This window comes from Enterobacter sp. SLBN-59, from assembly GCF_024807915.1.
GTDB classification, from domain to species: Bacteria; Pseudomonadota; Gammaproteobacteria; order Enterobacterales; family Enterobacteriaceae; genus Enterobacter; species Enterobacter asburiae_B.
Genome location: NZ_JANUFI010000001.1, coordinates 4,215,284 through 4,232,287, shown reverse-complemented (window position 1 = coordinate 4,232,287; position 17,004 = coordinate 4,215,284). Strand labels below are relative to the sequence as shown.

The window sequence follows — 17,004 nt, the reverse complement described above, 5'->3', positions numbered from 1 at the left end:
CCCTCCTCAAATCAGTCCGGCGTCGCGCGCCAGGCGGCTCAGGTTGTTATACCCCAGACGGGCGTAGGTCAGCGGATGGGCAATCGCCGGATCCTGCTCGGCCTCGACCACCAGCCAGCCGTGATAATCCTGCGCCTTCAGCAGCCGCATAATCGGCGGGTAATCGACGCAGCCGTCGCCCGGCACGGTAAACACGCCGCTCAGCACCGCATCGAGGAAGCTGGTTTTGCGGTTTTTCACGTCCGCCAGCACGTCGGCGCGCACGTCTTTGCAGTGAACGTGATTGATGCGCGACGCCCAGCGCTGCGCCACCGCCAGCGGATCGGCCCCGGCAAAGGTCAGATGGCCGGTATCCAGCAGCAGTCCGACCGCCTCCCCGGTGTGAGTCATCAGGTTGTCCACGTCTTCGGAAGACTCAATCACCGTGCCCATATGGTGATGGTAGGCAATCTGCACGCCCTGCTGCTGCGTATAGCGGGCAAATTCGGTGAGCTTCTCGCCGTACTCCTTCCAGCGCTCCTGCGGGAAGCGCGGGCGCAGATGCACCGGGGTCTGCTGCTCGCCGTGAATGCAGCCGCTCACTTCCGCAAACACCAGCACCTTCGCCCCCAGCTCGCGCAGCAGCGTCAGGTGCGGCTGCACGGCGGCGATCTCCTCCTCCACGCTGCGCTCCAGCAGGCGGCCGGAGTACCAGCCGGAGACCAGCTGCAGGTCGTGACGCTGCAGGATGGGGCCAAGCAGGCGCGCTTCGCGCGGGAATTTATTGCCCAGCTCGAAGCCGGCAAAACCGGCCTCTTTACCTTCGCTCAGACAGGTTTCCAGCGAGGTTTCCGCGCCGAGAGAAGGCAGATCGTCGTTCGTCCACGTCAGCGGGTTAATGCCTAATTGCACACTCATTGTCGTCTCCATTATGCGTGTCCGCGCTCGCGCCACCAGGCGATAAGCTGCAGGTAGTTGTCCCGGATGCGCGCCACCAGCTGCGCATCGTCAATATCGTGCTTTAGCCACGCGCGGGAGGCATCGCCAAACAGCGTGCGCCCCACGGCGAAGCCTTTCACTACCGTCTGCCCCGCTGCGGCTTTGAAGTCGGCGCGCAGCTGTTCCGCCGGAGCGTCTAGGCCGAGGATCACCACCCCGCGGCAGTGCGGGTCCCGGCGTTCGATAATCTCGCTCAGCGCCGTCCAGCCGTCGGCGGAGAGCGGCGGCAGCTTCCACCAGTCGGGATAAATGCCGAGGTTGTAGAAGCGGGAGATGGCGCGCAGGTAGAGCTCATCGCTGCGCGGCATGCTGGCGGGCAGGATCACCTCCAGCAGCAGCTCGTGCCCGGACCGGCAGCAGGCGTGGTACACCTCGGCGATTTTCTGCTCCTGCTCCAGGCGCAGGCCGTGGGCATCTTCCGGGTGGAAAAAGACCAGGCACTTCACCACGTGCTCCTGCGGCCAGCTGATAAGCTGGGTGCCGATGTTGCCGTGCTCCATCTCCAGCGGCCGGGAACCCGGCAGCTCGATGGGACGACCAATCCACCACCCTTCCCCGGTGATGGCGTTCAGCGCGTCCTGACCAAAGGTGCCGTCGCACAGAAGACCGGCTTTGCCCTCCAGCCCGGCGCGGCTCGCCGCCTCGCGGCTGGCCTGCAGGATCAGCTGCTTCAGCGCCGGAATGCGCTTAAGCGACGCGCCGCACTGCATCGCCATATCCTCAAGCTGGCTGCGGTGGTCGAAGGCCATCACGCACAGCTCCGGCCATTCGCGGCGGCGAGTGGTCACCCGGTGGAGATGGTTAAGACGCGGGTCGAGATCCGGGCGCGGCACGTTCGCGGCGCGGGAAAGATAGTCATCCAGCTCGATTTTGCTCGGCATCGCCGGGGCGCAGCCGTGGCGCGAAACCACCAGCGCGCCGCAGGCGTTGGCGTAGCGGCACGCCTGCTCCCAGCCTTCGTCGTTCAGGTAGCCGCGCAGCAGGCCGGACATAAATGCGTCCCCCGCCCCGAGGACGTTCAGCACCTCCACGCGCACGCCGGTCACCGTCAGGCCGTCGTCCAGCCGGGACGGAATAGCGTCGGTATAGACCGAGCAGCCGAGCGCGCCGCGTTTGCAGACCAGCGCAGCGTCACTGACGGCGCGCACCTGCTCCAGCGCCTGGAGGGTATCCGTGCTGCCGCCCGCAATGTGAAACTCCTCTTCGGTGCCGACAATGACGTCGAAGAGGTGCAGAACCTCCTGCAGCTCGCGGGTGACCTTATCGGCGGCGATAAAGCGCGTTTCGCCGTCGCCTAAGGCGGTGAGCCCCCACAGCACCGGACGATAGTCGATGTCCAGCACCGTGCGCACGCCGTGACGGCGGGCATAGCCCAGCGCCGTCAGCACCGCCTCGCGGGTCTGCGGATGAGAAAGGTGAGTCCCGGTGATGGCAAGACAACGTGCGGAGGCAATGTAGCTTTCGTCCACATCGCTGGCGGTAATCGCCATATCCGCGCAGTTATCGCGATAAAAAATCAGTGGAAAGGTGTCCCGGTCTTTAATGCCGAGGAGCACCAGCGCCGTAAGGCGTTGTTTATCGGTAATCAGATGGCTGGTATCGCAGCCCACCTGGTTGAGCTCTTCCCGCAGGAAGCGGCCCATATGTTCATCGCCGACGCGCGCCAGCATCGACGAACGTAAACCCTGACGCGCGGTGCCATACGCCACGTTGCCCGACGACCCGCCGAGGTATTTGGCGAAGCTCGATACATCCTCCAGACGCGCACCAATCTGCTGACTGTAGAGGTCTACCGCCACGCGGCCCATGCATATCACATCAAACTGCTTTTCCACGTTGATACCTCATCAGACAATGTCGTTCACGTTCAGCCAGCGGCCTTCCCGGTGCGAGAGCGCAATCGCGTCCAGCACGCGCGACACCTTCCAGCCCTCTTCGAAGTCCGGCCACATCGGCGCGTCAGCGGCTATCCCGTCCACCAGGTCGCGCACCTCCACCGTTTTTTGATCGTTAAAGCCAATCCCGTGTCCCGCGCCCATGCAGAACGCGGCGTAGTCCGGGTGCGCCGGGCCGACGAGCAGCGTGCGGAACCCCTGGCGGTTCACCGGATCGTCATGCAGATAAAGCTTCAGCTCCGCCATGCGCTCCTGGGTGAAGCTGATGGCGCCTTTCGTTCCGGTGATGACGTACGACAGCCCCATCTTGCGGCCGCAGGCAACGCGGGAGGTTTCAATAACCCCTTGCGCGCCGCCCGCAAAGCGCACCATCGCGTGAGCCTGATCCTCGTTTTCGACGGCGATCATCTCCGACGATCCGGCCTTCGCCGGGCGCGCCGGGACCACGATCTTCAGATCGCCGCAGACCTGCTCGATCTCCCCGACCAGATACTGGACCATGTTGACGATATGCGCCGCGAGGTCGCCCAGCGCCCCCAGCCCGGCGGTCTCTTTGAAGCAGTGCCAGTGAATGGGCGAGAGCGGGTCGGCCATATAGTCTTCGTTGTGGGTGCCGTAGAAGTGGATCACCTCGCCAATTTCGCCTCGCGCGATAATCTCCTTCGCCAGCTGCGCCGTCGGGTTCTTCATGTAGTTGAACCCCACCAGCGTTTTCACTCCTGCCCGCTGTGCAGCCTCAACCATTTCACGCGCGTCGTGGGCGTTCAGCGCCAGCGGCTTTTCCGAGTACACATGCTTGCCGTGGCGGATCGCCTCCAGCGCCATCTCCTTATGCAGATGGTTGGGTGAACAAATATCCACCACGTCAATGGCCGGGTCGGCCACCAGCGCCCGCCAATCCCCGGTGGAGCGGTTGAAGCCAAACGCCTGCGCGCGCGCTGCCGCCAGCTCCGGCGTGACTTCCGCCACCATCTCGCGCACCAGCCTGCCGCGCAGGTTGAAGACCGTCGGGGCCTGGGCATAGGCAATGGCGTGCGCCTTGCCGATATACCCGGTGCCAATTAATCCAATACGAACCTCTTTCATCGTGATCCTCACAGTGCGCCGCGACGGCTTTTGGCATAGGTATCGAATGCCACCGCCAGAACGATAATTAATCCGGTGATAATCTGCTGGTAGTAGGCCGAGACGTTCATCAGCACCAGGCCGTTAATCAGAATGCCCATGATGATGGAGCCGATAATGGTGCCGCCGATGCGCCCGTAGCCGCCCATCAGCGAGGTGCCGCCGATCACCACCGAGGCGATGACGCGCAGCTCAAAGGAGATCCCGGCCACCGCCTCGGCGCTCCCCAGACGCGCGCTCAGAATGAAGCCCGCCAGCCCCGCCAGACAGCCGATCAGCACGTAGACGCTGACCAGCACGCGCTTGACGTTGACCCCCGCCAGGCGCGCCGCCTCCGGGTTGCCGCCGATGGCGTAGACGAAGCGGCCCCAGCGGGTTTTATGCAGCGCCAGATAGCCGCCGACGGCGACGATGGCGAAGATCCAGATAGGAATAGAGATGCCGAGCAGCTCCCCGCGCCCCCACCAGCGGTAGCCAGGGTCGAAACCGGCAATCGGCGCACCGTCGTTAATCACCAGCGTCAGGCCGCGCCAGATGGTCATCCCGCCGAGGGTAACGATGAACGGTGGCAGGCGCAGGCGGGTGACGCCCAGACCGTGCAGAAAGCCAATCGCCGTACCCATCGCCAGACAAATCCCCAGCCCGATCAGCCAGCTCATGCCGCCCCAGGCGTTCGGGTCGACGGTGGTGAAGTTATCGCCTTTGATCACGTACGCCGCGGTCATGGCGCACACCGCCAGAATGGAGCCCACGGAGAGGTCGATCCCGGCGGTGAGAATGACGAAGGTCATCCCCACGGCCATGATCCCGTAGATGGACACTTCGGTCAGGATGTTGAAAATATTGCGTTCAGAGAAAAAGTTGCTGTTCTGCGACTGGAAGAAGATCAGCAGCAGGATCATGAAAATCAGCACCCCGAAGCGCTCGAAGAAGGCGATGGGATCGATGCGTCCGGCGCGTTTGACCGGGGCCTGCGTTTTAGAAATCATCTGCGTCATGAGAAACTCCGTTATGCCGCGTTCAGGGCGTTGTGGTTGATGGCCATCATCGTCATCAGCCGTTCTTCGTTAGCGTCGTCGCCGTGGATTTCGCCGGTCACCCGGCCTTCGCTGAGGGTGATGATCCGGTCAGACACCGCCATCACCTCAGGCAGATCGGAGGAGATCACGATCACCGCCACGCCCTTTTTCGCCATGTCAAACAGCACCTGGTGCACTTCCGATTTGGTCCCCACGTCGATGCCGCGCGTCGGCTCATCGACGATCAGCACCCGCGGGTTGAGCGCCATGCAGCGCGCGAGGATCACCTTTTGCTGGTTGCCGCCGGAGAGCTTGCGCACCTCCTGCGCGCTGTTGACCATTTTGATCTGCAGCGCCTTGCGGTAGGACTCAATCAGATCGTCCTCTTTGCGGGTGTTCACGAACCAGCGCCACTGCAGCAGCGAGGAGAGACAGGAGAGCGACAGGTTGTCGCGAATCGACAGCCCCAGCACCGCCCCCTCTTTTTTGCGGTCTTCCGGCACCAGCGCCACGCCCTGATCGAGGGCATACAGCGGGTCGCGCGGCTGGTACGGCACGCCGTCCAGCTCAAAGCTCCCTGAGGTAAAGACGTCTGCGCCAAACAGGCAGCGGGCCACTTCGGTACGTCCCGCGCCCACCAGCCCGGCAATGCCTAAGACTTCCCCGGCGTGGACGTGGAAGCTGATGTCGTGCAGGGCGATGCCGTGCGGATCCAGCGGCGGCTTTTCGCGGCTCAGCCCCTTCACCGCCAGGCGGACGGGTTTGTCTTCATGATGGGTTTCGCTGGCGGGGCGACGGTTAAAGGCTACGTCGCGCCCGACCATCAGGCGGATCAGCTGTTCGACGTTGGTCTCCACCACCGCGCCGGTGCCCGTGAAGCGGCCGTCCTGGAAAACAGTGAAGCGGTCGCAGAGCTGGAAAACTTCGTGCAGACGGTGGGTAACGTAAATAATGCTCACGCCGCGGTTTTTAAGCTCCCGCACCACGCGGTGCAGGCTTTCCACCTCGCTGTCGCTCAGCGCGGCGGAAGGTTCGTCCATAATGATTAACCGGGCGTTGAGGGTCAGCGCCCGGGCGATCTCCACCATCTGCTGCTGGGCGACGCTCAGGCGGGCGACCGGCGTGGTCGGCGCAACGTTCAGCTGGAGGTAATCGAGAATGACCTGCGCCTCCTGGTTGACCGCCCTTTCGTCGACGATCAGGTTACGCCTGCGCGGCTCGCGACCGAGAAACATGTTTTCCGCGACGGTCATGTTGGGCAGCAGGTTGAATTCCTGATAGATGGTGATAATGCCCTTGTTCTGGCGCGCCACCGGGGAGTCGTCCACCGGCAGCGTTTCGCCGTTGAACCAGATATCCCCGCGCGTTTGCGGCTGCGCGCCCGCGAGCGCCTTCAGCAGCGTGGATTTTCCCGCCCCGTTTTCCCCCAGCAGGGCGTGAATTTCGCCGCTGCCGACGGTCAGCTGAGCGCTGCTCAGCGCCCAGACGCCGGAAAAGCTTTTTGCCAGGTCGGTCACTTTCAGTAAGGGTTGCGACATCAGTCTGCTCCTCCTCATGATGAGCCGCCAGAGGCGGCTCGGGACATATTAGTTACCGGCCTCACCGATACGCTCAGCCTGCTGCAGGTTCTCTTTGGTGATCAGCGTCGGCGGGTAGTCGGCCCCGGTGATGGCTTTCTTCTCGCGCACGTTGGCCACCAGCTGGCTCATCGCCGTCTGCACCGCAAAGCCCGGGCGCTGATCCGCCGTTACCGCCAGCCAGCCGTCGCGCACGCGGGCCAGCGCTTCCGGCACCGCATCGAAGCCGGTCACGAGGATTTCGCCCGGCTTCACGCCCTGGCTCTGCAGCGCTTCAATCGCGCCCAGCGCCATATCGTCGTTGGCGGAGAGGATCACCTGCGGACGTTTCGGCAGCGAAGGCAGAACGCTTTCAACGATGCGCATTCCTTCAGAACGCATCCAGTTGCCGGTCTGATCGGCGACGATCTTGTACTTATCCCCGCCCGCCTTCAGGCTGTCGCGGATCCCTTTGGTGCGTTCAATGTTGGAAGAGGAGCCCGGCTGGCCGGTGAGGAGAATAATGTCCGCGCCGTTGGGGAATTTGGTTTTGACGAAGTCGCCAATCGCCTGGCCGCCCTTGTAGTTGTTGGCGCCGAAGTGCGGCACTTTTTTCTGGCTGTCGACGGATCGGTCAAGGGTGACGATCGGCAGCTTGGCATCCTGAATTTCATCCACCGCGCTGGAGACCGCGTTGACGTCATTCGGGGAGACGATAAAGCCCTGCGCCCCGCGGGTGATGGCGTTTTCCAGGTCAGCTACCTGCTTCGGCGAGCTGCCCTGTCCGTCCAGCACCTGAAGCTTCACGCCCATCTCTTTTGCGGCTTTCACCGCCGTGCGCTGCATGTGAACTTCAAACGGCATGGCCAGGTTTGGCGTACTGAAAACAATTTGCTCGTTTTCGGCGAGGGCGGCCCCGGACGTCATGGCGATGAGGGCGGCTACGATCAGTTTTTTCATTATTATGTCTCTCTGTGTAGGGTTGTTGTGTTTAGAGGACGATCTCGCGCTGGCTGCGCAGTGACTCCAGCGCTTTATCCGCAAGGTACAGCGCACGTTCACCATCATCGCCGCTGCAGTCAGGCACCGCTTCGCCGCGCAGGACCGCAACAAAGTGTTCCCATTCCGCGGCGTAAGCGGATTTGTAGCGCTGCAGGAAGAAGTGTTCCGGCAGCGCGCTGGTGCAGCCCTGTTTGCCGTAGTGCTGCACCTGGTTTTCCAGAATGTTACCTGCGCACAGCAGCCCCTCGGAGCCGTGCAGCTCCAGGCGCTGGTCGTAGCCGTAAGATGAACGGCGGCTGTTGACGATGGTCGCCATCGCGCCGGAGGCGTATTTCAGAACGATAAACGCGGTATCGATATCCCCCGCCTCGCCAATCGCCGGATCCACCAGGTTGCTGCCCTGGGCATACACCGACACCGGCTCTTCGCCCATGATGAAGCGGGCCATGTCAAAGTCATGAATGGTCATATCGCGGAACATGCCGCCGGAGACGCGCACGTACTCCGCAGGCGGCGGAGACGGGTCGCGGGAGATGATGAGCAGCGATTCCGGTTTGCCGATGCGCCCGGCCTGCGCGTCGGTTTTCACGCGGCGAAACTGCGGGTCAAAGCGGCGGTTAAAGCCGATGAACAGCGGCACGTCGTACTCATTGACCACCTTCAGGCAGTCGCGCACGCGGGCGAGGTCAAGGTGTACCGGCTTTTCGCAGAAGATGGCCTTGCCGTGGCGGGCGGCCATTTCAATCAGATCCGCGTGGGTATCGGTGGCGGAGGCGATCAGCACGGCGTGAACGTTAGGGTCGGTCATCGCCTCGTTCAGGCTCTGCTGGCGGGCCTGATACTGCGCGGCGAGACGGGTGGCAAATTCCTGATTCGGGTCAACCACGGACCAGAGCGTGGTCGCGCCGTGGCTGGCGATGTTAGCTGCATGTACCTGGCCGATTCGGCCAGCGCCCAGTAAAGCAATGTTAAACATAACGGCTCCCGGTGTTGGTGAATGCTGTGAACTAACGACTCTATAAATAAAACATTTATTTCATTTTTATAAATAGTGAAAATTATGTTTTTGAGTGCGGGTTAACACTTTTGAGATGAATGAGATAAATTTTGTTATCAAACTCACAACATGGAAGGACGTGCGGCAACTCCCCTCACCCCGGCCCTCTCCCCAATGGGGCGAGGGAGAAAAGCGCGCACCAAACTATCCCCTCTCCCCTTTGGGGAGAGGGTTAGGGTGAGGGGAAAATGAAATGAAAATTTCGTTACGAAGAGAAAACTCAATACTGGCGGGCTTTTTTCACCTGCGCCTGCGTTTGCTCAGCGGCCTCACGCACGGCAGAAGACGCCGCCACCTGCGCATCACCGGTTCGCCACCAGGAGGCGTAGTCGTGGGTCATGGTCTTCGGCAATACCTTGATGTCCAGCAGCGTCGGGCCGGGATGCGCCCGCGACGCCTCCAGCGCCGCCAGCAGGCTTTGCTCATCGTTCACCCGCCACGCGCGGCAGCCGTAGCTCTCCGCGTTTTGCGCAAAGTCGACCTTCACCAGCGGCCCGTCGAGACGCCCGGTTTCCGGGTTGCGGTGGCGGTTTTCGGTGCCAAAGCTGCCCATGCCGTGCCCCATCTGCAGGTTATTAATGCAGCCGAAGCTGGCGTTATCAAACAGCAGAACGGTGACCTTAATGCCCTCCTGAACGGCGGTTTGCAGCTCGGAGTGCAGCATCATGTAGGAGCCATCCCCCACCATGGCGTACACCGGCAGTTCGGGTCTGGCGAGCTTCGCGCCGATGGCCGCCGCAATCTCGTAGCCCATGCAGGAGTAGCCGTACTCCAGGTGATAGCTGTCCGGCGTTTTGACCTGCCAGAGGCGCTGTAAATCCCCCGGCAGCGAACCGGCCGCGCCCACCACAACGGCGTTATCTTCAACATGCTGGTTGATCAGCCCCAGCACCCGCGTCTGGGTCAGGCGGGTGTTGAGCGTCTCGCCGTATTCCGCCAGCAGCGCATCCAGGTGCCCCGCCACTTCGGGCGCGTCGTCAGGACGCCACTGGCGATCCCACAGGCGGCGGCACTCGTCGCGCCAGGCGGACTTCGCCTCGGCTATCGCCTCTCCCCAGCCGCTGCGGTAATCCCCGAGCGCGTGGGTCAATGCCTGGAGCCCGGTTTGGGCATCGGCAATCAGCGCGGTCGCGTCCAGCTTCAGGGCGTCAAACTCGGCCACGTTCAGCAGCAGGAATTCGACGTCCGGGTGGGAAAAGAGCGCCTTGGAGCCGGTGGTAAAATCGGTCAGGCGCGTGCCGACGCCGATCACTAAATCCGCCTGCGGTGCGAGCTGGTTGGCGGCCATTCCCCCCGTCACTCCTACGCCGCCCAGGTTAAGTGGGTGGTCACTTACCAGCGCCCCCTTTCCGGCCTGGGTTTCGGCAAACGGCAGCCGCAGCGTCTCGACAAATTCGCGAAACGCCTCATGCGCGCCGGAATAGCGCACGCCGCCGCCGCACACCACCAGCGGACGACACTTGCGGGCGATCAGCGCCCGCGCCTGCGCCAGACGCTGCGGATCGGGCGGACGGCGCTCAATGTGGTGCACGCGACGCGCGAAGAAGCTCAGCGGGTAGTCCCAGGCCTCTCCCTGCACGTCCTGCGGCAGGCAAATGGTCACCGCGCCGGTATTGGCGGGGTCAGTAAGCGTTCGCATCGCGCTTAGCATGGCACTCATCAGCTGCTCGGGACGGTTGATGCGGTCCCAGTAGCGGGAGACCGGACGGAAGCAGTCGTTGGTGCTGATGCTGAGATCGTGATACTGCTCGATCTGCTGCAGCACCGGGTCCGGCTGGCGGCTGGCGTAGATATCGCCCGGCAGCAGCAGGAGCGGGATGCGGTTCGCCGTGGCGGTGGCCGCCGCCGTGACCATATTGGCGGCGCCCGGCCCGACGGAGGAGGTGACGGCAAAAATGCGCTGACGGCGGTGCTGTTTGGCGAATCCCGTCGCCATATGGGCGATACCCTGCTCGTTGCAGCCCTGCATCACCTGCAGATGGCCCGGGTCCTGCTCCAGCGCCTGGCCGATACCGAGCACGTTGCCGTGCCCAAAGATGGTCGCCACGCCCTCCACGAAGGGCGTTTCGTCACCGTCCACGCTGACGTACTGTTGATTAAGGAACCGGACCAGCGCCTGGGCCATGGTCATACGTTCGGTTTGCATAAAACCTCCTGTCAGCCCAGCGTTGGCATAGAGAACGCAGCGCCTGTCTCCTGCTGCATTTCCGGCCAGCGCGCGGTGATGGTTTTCATTCGGGTGTAGAAGCGCACGCCGTCGCTGCCGTGAACGTTGAGCGCGCCAAAGATGGAACGCTTCCAGCCGCCGAAGCTGTGGAATGCCATTGGCACCGGGATCGGCACGTTGACCCCCACCATGCCCGCCTGCACCTCTTCGCAGAAGCGGCGCGCGCAGCCGCCGTCACGGGTGAAGATCGCCGAACCATTACCATATTCATGGCGGTTAATCAGATCCACCGCGCTGGCGTAATCTGCTACGCGCACCACAGAAAGCACCGGGCCAAAAATCTCTTCTTTATAGATGGTCATCTCCGGGGTGACGTTATCGAACAGCGTCGGCCCGACGAAGTAGCCCTGCTCGTGCCCCTTCACGCTGAAGCCGCGACCGTCCACGCGAAGTTTCGCTCCCTGCGCTTCCCCGCTATCGATGTAGCCCAGCACCTTGCTGCGGTGCACGGAGGAGATGAGCGGCCCCATTTCGTTTTCCGGCGACTGGTCCAGGCCCGGCCCCACGCGCAGCGCGGCAATCTGTTTCTCCAGCCGGGCGCAGAGGTCATCGGCAGTTTTATCCCCCACCGCCAGCACCACCGAGAGCGCCATGCAGCGTTCGCCCGCCGCGCCGTAGGCCGCGCCCATGATGGCGTTGGTCGCCATCTCCATGTCGGCATCCGGCATGAGAATGCAGTGGTTTTTCGCGCCGCCCAGCGCCTGGCAGCGCTTACCGTGGGCGGACGCGGTCTGGTAAATGTATTCCGCAATCGGCGTGGAGCCGACAAAGCTCACCGCCTGCACGCGCGGGTCGGTCAGGAGCACGTCAACGGACTCCTTATCGCCCTGCACCACGTTGAACACGCCGTCCGGCAGGCCGGCCTCTTTCAGCAGCTGCGCCAGCGCCAGCGCGAGAGAAGGATCTTTTTCCGACGGCTTCAGCACGAAGGTGTTGCCGGTCGCCAGCGCAATCGGGAACATCCACATCGGTACCATCGCCGGGAAGTTAAACGGCGTGATCCCGGCACAGACGCCGAGCGGCTGCATCAGCGAGTGGCTGTCGACGCCCGTGCCGACGTTCGCAGAGTGTTCACCCTTTTGCAGATGTGGGATGCCGCAGGCAAACTCCACCACTTCCAGGCCGCGGGTCAGTTCGCCCACCGCGTCGGAGAAGACCTTGCCGTGCTCTTCGCTGATGATGCGGGCCAGTCGCTCCATATTCTCTTCCAGCAGCGCCTTGAAGCGGAACATCACGCGCGCGCGCTTAAGCGGAGCATGGCGCGCCCATGCCGGAAACGCCTGCTGCGCGGCGGCAATCGCCTGCTCCGTTTCCTGCGCCGTACTCATCACCACCTGGCGGATCTGCTCGCCGGTGGCCGGGTTGAAGATCGCCTGAACGCGCTGGCCTGAACCGGTGACACATTCGCCGTGAATAAAATTCGCTACCGTCTCCATCCTTAACCTCTCGCTGTTGATACGTGACTGTTAACTGAACACTGTGTACTGAACACTATATATGAAACAAATATTCCATTTTAAGTTGAAATAAAATAAATGATGATTATTGTGATCAAGGATGGATTTTTATGTTAACAGCCAACAACACTGACGCAGCGTGCGCTATTAAGGGATTTCGGGCGAGGAAATGACTGAAGTTTCTGTTTCATTTTTGCTGCCAGATGGATGGCCGACATTTAAAAGACGCGGTTTTGCGTTTAGAATCATAAGACTGTATTTGGGGGATAACATGACGACAGCAACCAGCCTGAACGAACTGCAGCAGCAAATCCGCGATCGCTACGATAGCCTGAGCAAGAGGCTGCAGCAGGTCTCCCGCTACGTGCTGGATAACACCAACAGCGTGGCCTTTGACACGGTTGCCGTCATTGCCGAGCGCGCCGACGTGCCGCCCTCGACGCTGATCCGCTTTGCCAACGCCTTTGACTTCACCGGCTTCAACGAAATGAAACAGCTGTTTCGCATGAACCTGGTGGAGGAGACAGCCAGCTACAGCGACCGCGCCCGGCTGTTCCGCGAGATGGAGAGCGAGGCCGTGCCGGAAACGCCGCTCGATATTCTGCAGGAGTTCGCCCGCTCGAACGCGCAGGCGCTGCAGCAGCTGGCCGCCCGCGCCGAGCCGGAAATGCTGGAGCGCGCGGTGCAGCTATTGGCCGACGCCGACACCATCTACATCGCCGGACTGCGCCGCTCCTTTAGCGTCGCGGCCTACCTCACCTACGCCCTGAGCCATCTGGAGTGCCGCCCTATCCTGCTCGACGGGATGGGCGGCATGCTGCGCGAGCAGATTAGCCGCATTAAGGCGCACGACATCGTGGTGTCGATCAGCTTCTCGCCGTACGCGGAAGAGACGGTGATGGTCAGCGAAACCGCCGCCAGCGTCGGCGCGCGGCAGATCGTGATTACGGACAGCCAGATAAGCCCCCTGGCGACGTTCAGCGATCTCTGCTTTGTGGTGAAAGAGGCGCAGGTGGACGCGTTTCGCTCCCAGTCGGCAACGCTGTGCCTGGTGCAGTCGCTGGTGGTGGCGCTGGCGTATCGGTTGGGAGAGGGGAAGTAAGGCAATAAAAAAACCCCCTGCACAGGCAGAGGGTTTTGGTGTTAATTCAGCGGGTAATTATTCCCACACAATTACCAATAACAATAAAAAAAACATTATAAAACAACACAATGGTAATCACACACTACTCAACACCATGAAAAATACCCTTGTAGAAATGCATGGCAGCAAGGATAGCATTGTAACGGAGTGTAATCGGGTTTATGGTCAACGCATAGTGTCACGCATCCGCCAACCACGGGAACTCGCATTCAAGGCCTAATGTCCGGGCCAGTCTGATTGCGGTTTTTAAGATTGTTCCACCAGAAGGAAGATATGCGGCGATTCGAGTCGTTTGCGAATGTCGGCTTACTGGAAGTCATTCTATGCAACAGTCACCGGACGTTCGTACACTTCACGTTTGCCGCAATAGAGGTGCATTAAAGCTAACCTTACCTGATACAGCCCTGTGCTAATTGCGTGGCAACAAGCTTGGCCCATTTACATTTATCAAATGACGTCGTACGGCACACATAACATAATATGTCAGCCACTGTTCGATGACTCAACAATTCTGAAAAAGGGAGGCGCATGAATCGCCATTTCAAAAGGGACTTTGACGACCGTGTCAAATTGCCACAAAGTGTATTTGGGCGGGTAGACCATGTCGTTACGTCAGGGCCTCCGGCCAACATTGTGCTAATTGCAGTTGATGCAATTGACGTCAAGTGGCTGAACGACCAGGCAAAACAAGACCCGCGATTTGACATCAATAGTCCTATAAAAGCAGCTGGGGCTTGGAAGAGCCAAGGCTTCCCAACACCCGGAACTCCGAGCATCTTTGAAAGCGCCCCACTATTTCGCATTGAAGTAGAATTAGATGCCAGAACAAATCCATTTGAACTGCCATTCTTGCCTGACTATGACGGACTAAATACGAACAAGGGTACGCAGGCTTTAGAGGGCGCATGGTTTAAGTTCGAGGTGTCTGCAACCCACCGTAAAGGGTTCACGCCTGCGCTAATCTATCCAGGCTTGTTCGCCACGCCAATTTCTGCGTTTGTTCAGGGAACAATGCCGACACCTGTTCGCGCCAATGCTCTGGCAGGAATATTTTCGTTGCAGCATTTCCCAAAAATATCAGAAGATTGTCTTCAAGCTACTCTCAACGAAACTCGCGCAGACAAGCTCGCTGTCTACGGTGTCGGACAGGGAAACGCAAACGCTTTACTCAATGCGAATTCACCCATCACTTGTCATCCGCTGCCGTCGCTATACTTTGACCTTGGTGCTGGGGTATATCGTAACAAGCACACAACGCCGACTCCCCTGCTTTTCTGCTTTACACTCTGCCCGCCAATTATACTGTCACACTGGGATGCAGATCATTGGGCTGGAGCGTACGCGACTGGAGTCAGTACTCCTCCAACCTACCCCGCACTTCTGCGCACATGGATTGCGCCACTACAAACCGTCGGACCACTGCACATTGCCTTTGCAAATGACATAATTGCCCAAGGTGGCAAACTATACATCTACAACCCGCCCCCGGGAAAGATTAATAAGGTCGTACTCTCTAAGAGGACTGAACTCCGATTGGCGCTCGGAACCGGGAATGGCAGAAACGACACTGGAATTGTTGCGGTAGTGGAGAACAGAAATCTAAGTCCTAGTAGAACCTGGCTTCTAACTGGCGACTGCAACTATACGCACATCGAGCCCTCATTAGCACCTAAAAACCCTATAGCTGTGGTAGTCCCTCATCATGGAGCAAACCTAAATGGAGGAACCGCTGCACCAAAACCATTCCGCGGTGTAAACGAGTACTGCCGCCTGCTCTATTCGTTCGGCCCCGACAATGCACACGGGGCAACAGGTGTCCGCCACCCGACGCTCAACACGGCGACACTAAATATAGGGGCTGGGTGGGATCATGGAGCATGGCACTTACCCGCTCCGGCTGATAAGGACCCTAACTCCGTCGATGACGTCAGAGCGACCGCACGACATACTGTTGCTGGAGCCGCCGGCGCAAATCTTGGTAGTATCCTGGTGGGCTGGAACGGCCTTCCCGCATTATTCAAGCCCCCATGCGGTGGTGGTATAAGCATCCAGTGCACCACAACACCAGTACTGAGCTAGAGGCAGCCCGAATTTGTGTGTCTATCGACGTACACGGTCTGGAATCTTGCTTGCTTCTCTGAGTGTAAATTGCATATACGGAGTAGTGGGTGCAGGTCAGGAGTTCACTTGCCGTGCACTGGATCAATGTGCCTTTGAGTGTGGTGTTGAGTTGCGCTTAATCCAGCCGGGCAAGCCAACGCAGAACGAATTTGTTGAGAGCTTTAACGGACGATTTCGCGATGAATGTCTGAATTAGCGCTGGTTCAGCGATATGGGAAATCATTAATGACTGGTAGCGGGATTATAACGAGTGCCGTCCACATTCAATACTGAATTATCAGACGCCATCAGAGTTTGCAGCACGGTGGCGAAATGGAAAATGTTAAGGTAAACAAACTGCCCCTACTAACTGACGATTGTGTCTAATACTAGGGGCAGATCAATCAGTCCCACAACGATCCCTGGCGGATTTTTACCACTCTAGTCTTTTGAACAATTCCCTTGATGTATAAATGTTAAGCAAAGTATAATTACTGGACGTGGAAAAATAATTGATATGCTATGGATACAATGAATATTGGATTAACTGAAGTATTATCATTTGCTGCATTAATTGTATCGGTATTCAGTATGCTGTATGCAAAAAAGCAAAGTGATTTTGCAAAGAGAAATCATTTTAATGATTATCGCTCTCATTTATCTCAATCTCATCTGGCATATAGAAAAGCACTAATTAAAACACAAAACAAACATAAAAATGATCTTCTTGAATTAAGTAGACTTGCTGGGGAAACATTAGTAAAAATAGTTAACCATTTCGACCGATATGACACCAATCAACATGCAGAGAGATATCTAAGACATTTACTGCATGAAAGTTCAGAAATGGTTTTCCGTACATTCCAGGGGCAACTTGCCTGGCAAACTGCAGAAAACATATCACATAGATTTCACCAAATATCTTTTATTGAGGATAATCTCAATCCAGTTAAAAATATATTTGGAGATTGCTCTTTCAGGGAGGAAATCAATTTAAAGTATCATTTAGAACCAAATGCATATCTAGAGGCGGATTTAGTGAATGATACTTATTTTTGCAATCTGGTTCTAGAGATGAAAGCAAGACTTGATGAATCTAAACTAAAAGAGTTGATGAGCAACGTTCAAAAAGAAATTATTAACTTCAATACGTTGCACAACAATCTAAAAGCCAATCTTTCCATAAGTGCTAATTACCTTGACGATTTAATCCATCAGGGAAATAAAGAGCACTTCAAACTGAGAGAATCCCCACAACTTTACTCTGAAATGAAAAGAACAAAAACACAATTGAGAACATTAGGTTATATAAACATGCCTGAGGGCTTAGATAAGTCTTTAAGTGGGAAGGTTTATTTCTCAATATCCAAAAGTATCCATTTATGTGCTCTCCTTCATGCAATACAATGTTTATATTCATGGGGCTGGGACTATGAATAATAAA

The 17,004-nt window shown here is 58.7% G+C and carries 12 protein-coding genes and 1 pseudogene; 4 read left to right on the top strand and 9 right to left on the bottom strand.

Annotated features, from left to right (window positions below; genetic code table 11):
- Nucleotides 1-6 precede the first annotated feature (6 nt).
- From iolE to M2422_RS20145, 9 genes are all read right to left on the bottom strand, one after another.
- Entirely contained in the window at nt 7-897 is an 891-nt protein-coding gene (gene iolE / locus M2422_RS20185; protein WP_039263727.1) for a myo-inosose-2 dehydratase, read from the bottom strand.
- 11 nt (nt 898-908) lie between these two features.
- Entirely contained in the window at nt 909-2,813 is a 1,905-nt protein-coding gene (gene iolC, locus M2422_RS20180; protein WP_064673749.1) for a 5-dehydro-2-deoxygluconokinase, read from the bottom strand.
- A 12-nt stretch (nt 2,814-2,825) separates the two neighbouring features.
- Nucleotides 2,826-3,959, bottom strand: coding sequence for a Gfo/Idh/MocA family protein (locus M2422_RS20175; RefSeq protein WP_064673750.1), 1,134 nt, complete (start codon nt 3,957-3,959; stop codon nt 2,826-2,828).
- An 8-nt stretch (nt 3,960-3,967) separates the two neighbouring features.
- The gene (locus M2422_RS20170; protein WP_028014045.1) at nt 3,968-4,996 is read right to left on the bottom strand and encodes an ABC transporter permease; all 1,029 of its coding nucleotides are present in this window, start codon (nt 4,994-4,996) and stop codon (nt 3,968-3,970) included.
- Between the two features lie 11 nt (nt 4,997-5,007).
- Entirely contained in the window at nt 5,008-6,555 is a 1,548-nt protein-coding gene (locus M2422_RS20165) for a sugar ABC transporter ATP-binding protein (RefSeq protein WP_064673751.1), read from the bottom strand.
- Nucleotides 6,556-6,603: 48 nt separating this feature from the next.
- A complete protein-coding gene (locus M2422_RS20160) occupies nt 6,604-7,533 on the bottom strand; it encodes a sugar ABC transporter substrate-binding protein (RefSeq protein WP_064673752.1) in 930 nt (309 codons plus the stop codon).
- Nucleotides 7,534-7,564: 31 nt separating this feature from the next.
- Nucleotides 7,565-8,551: an inositol 2-dehydrogenase gene (gene iolG, locus M2422_RS20155; RefSeq protein WP_064673753.1), complete on the bottom strand. Its 987-nt coding sequence runs from the start codon at nt 8,549-8,551 to the stop codon at nt 7,565-7,567.
- Between the two features lie 301 nt (nt 8,552-8,852).
- Complete coding sequence (gene iolD / locus M2422_RS20150; RefSeq protein WP_064673754.1) at nt 8,853-10,778, bottom strand: 3D-(3,5/4)-trihydroxycyclohexane-1,2-dione acylhydrolase (decyclizing); 1,926 nt, start codon at nt 10,776-10,778, stop codon at nt 8,853-8,855.
- Nucleotides 10,779-10,789: 11 nt separating this feature from the next.
- Nucleotides 10,790-12,295 (bottom strand): CoA-acylating methylmalonate-semialdehyde dehydrogenase, encoded by a 1,506-nt coding sequence (locus M2422_RS20145; protein WP_064673755.1) that lies wholly within the window; start codon nt 12,293-12,295, stop codon nt 10,790-10,792.
- 292 nt (nt 12,296-12,587) lie between these two features.
- Between M2422_RS20145 and M2422_RS20140 the strand changes: the two genes are divergently transcribed.
- The 4 genes and pseudogenes from M2422_RS20140 (at nt 12,588) to M2422_RS20125 (ending at nt 17,000) form a co-directional block, all read left to right on the top strand.
- On the top strand, nt 12,588-13,418 hold the full coding sequence (locus tag M2422_RS20140; RefSeq protein ID WP_064673756.1) for a MurR/RpiR family transcriptional regulator: 831 nt from the start codon (nt 12,588-12,590) through the stop codon (nt 13,416-13,418).
- Nucleotides 13,419-13,988: 570 nt separating this feature from the next.
- Nucleotides 13,989-15,539: a hypothetical protein gene (locus M2422_RS20135; RefSeq protein ID WP_231113512.1), complete on the top strand. Its 1,551-nt coding sequence runs from the start codon at nt 13,989-13,991 to the stop codon at nt 15,537-15,539.
- A gap of 94 nt (nt 15,540-15,633) precedes the next feature.
- A pseudogene (locus M2422_RS20130) lies at nt 15,634-15,907 on the top strand (transposase); the annotation flags it as partial.
- A 184-nt stretch (nt 15,908-16,091) separates the two neighbouring features.
- Nucleotides 16,092-17,000 (top strand): hypothetical protein, encoded by a 909-nt coding sequence (locus tag M2422_RS20125; protein WP_064673757.1) that lies wholly within the window; start codon nt 16,092-16,094, stop codon nt 16,998-17,000.
- Nucleotides 17,001-17,004 lie beyond the last annotated feature (4 nt).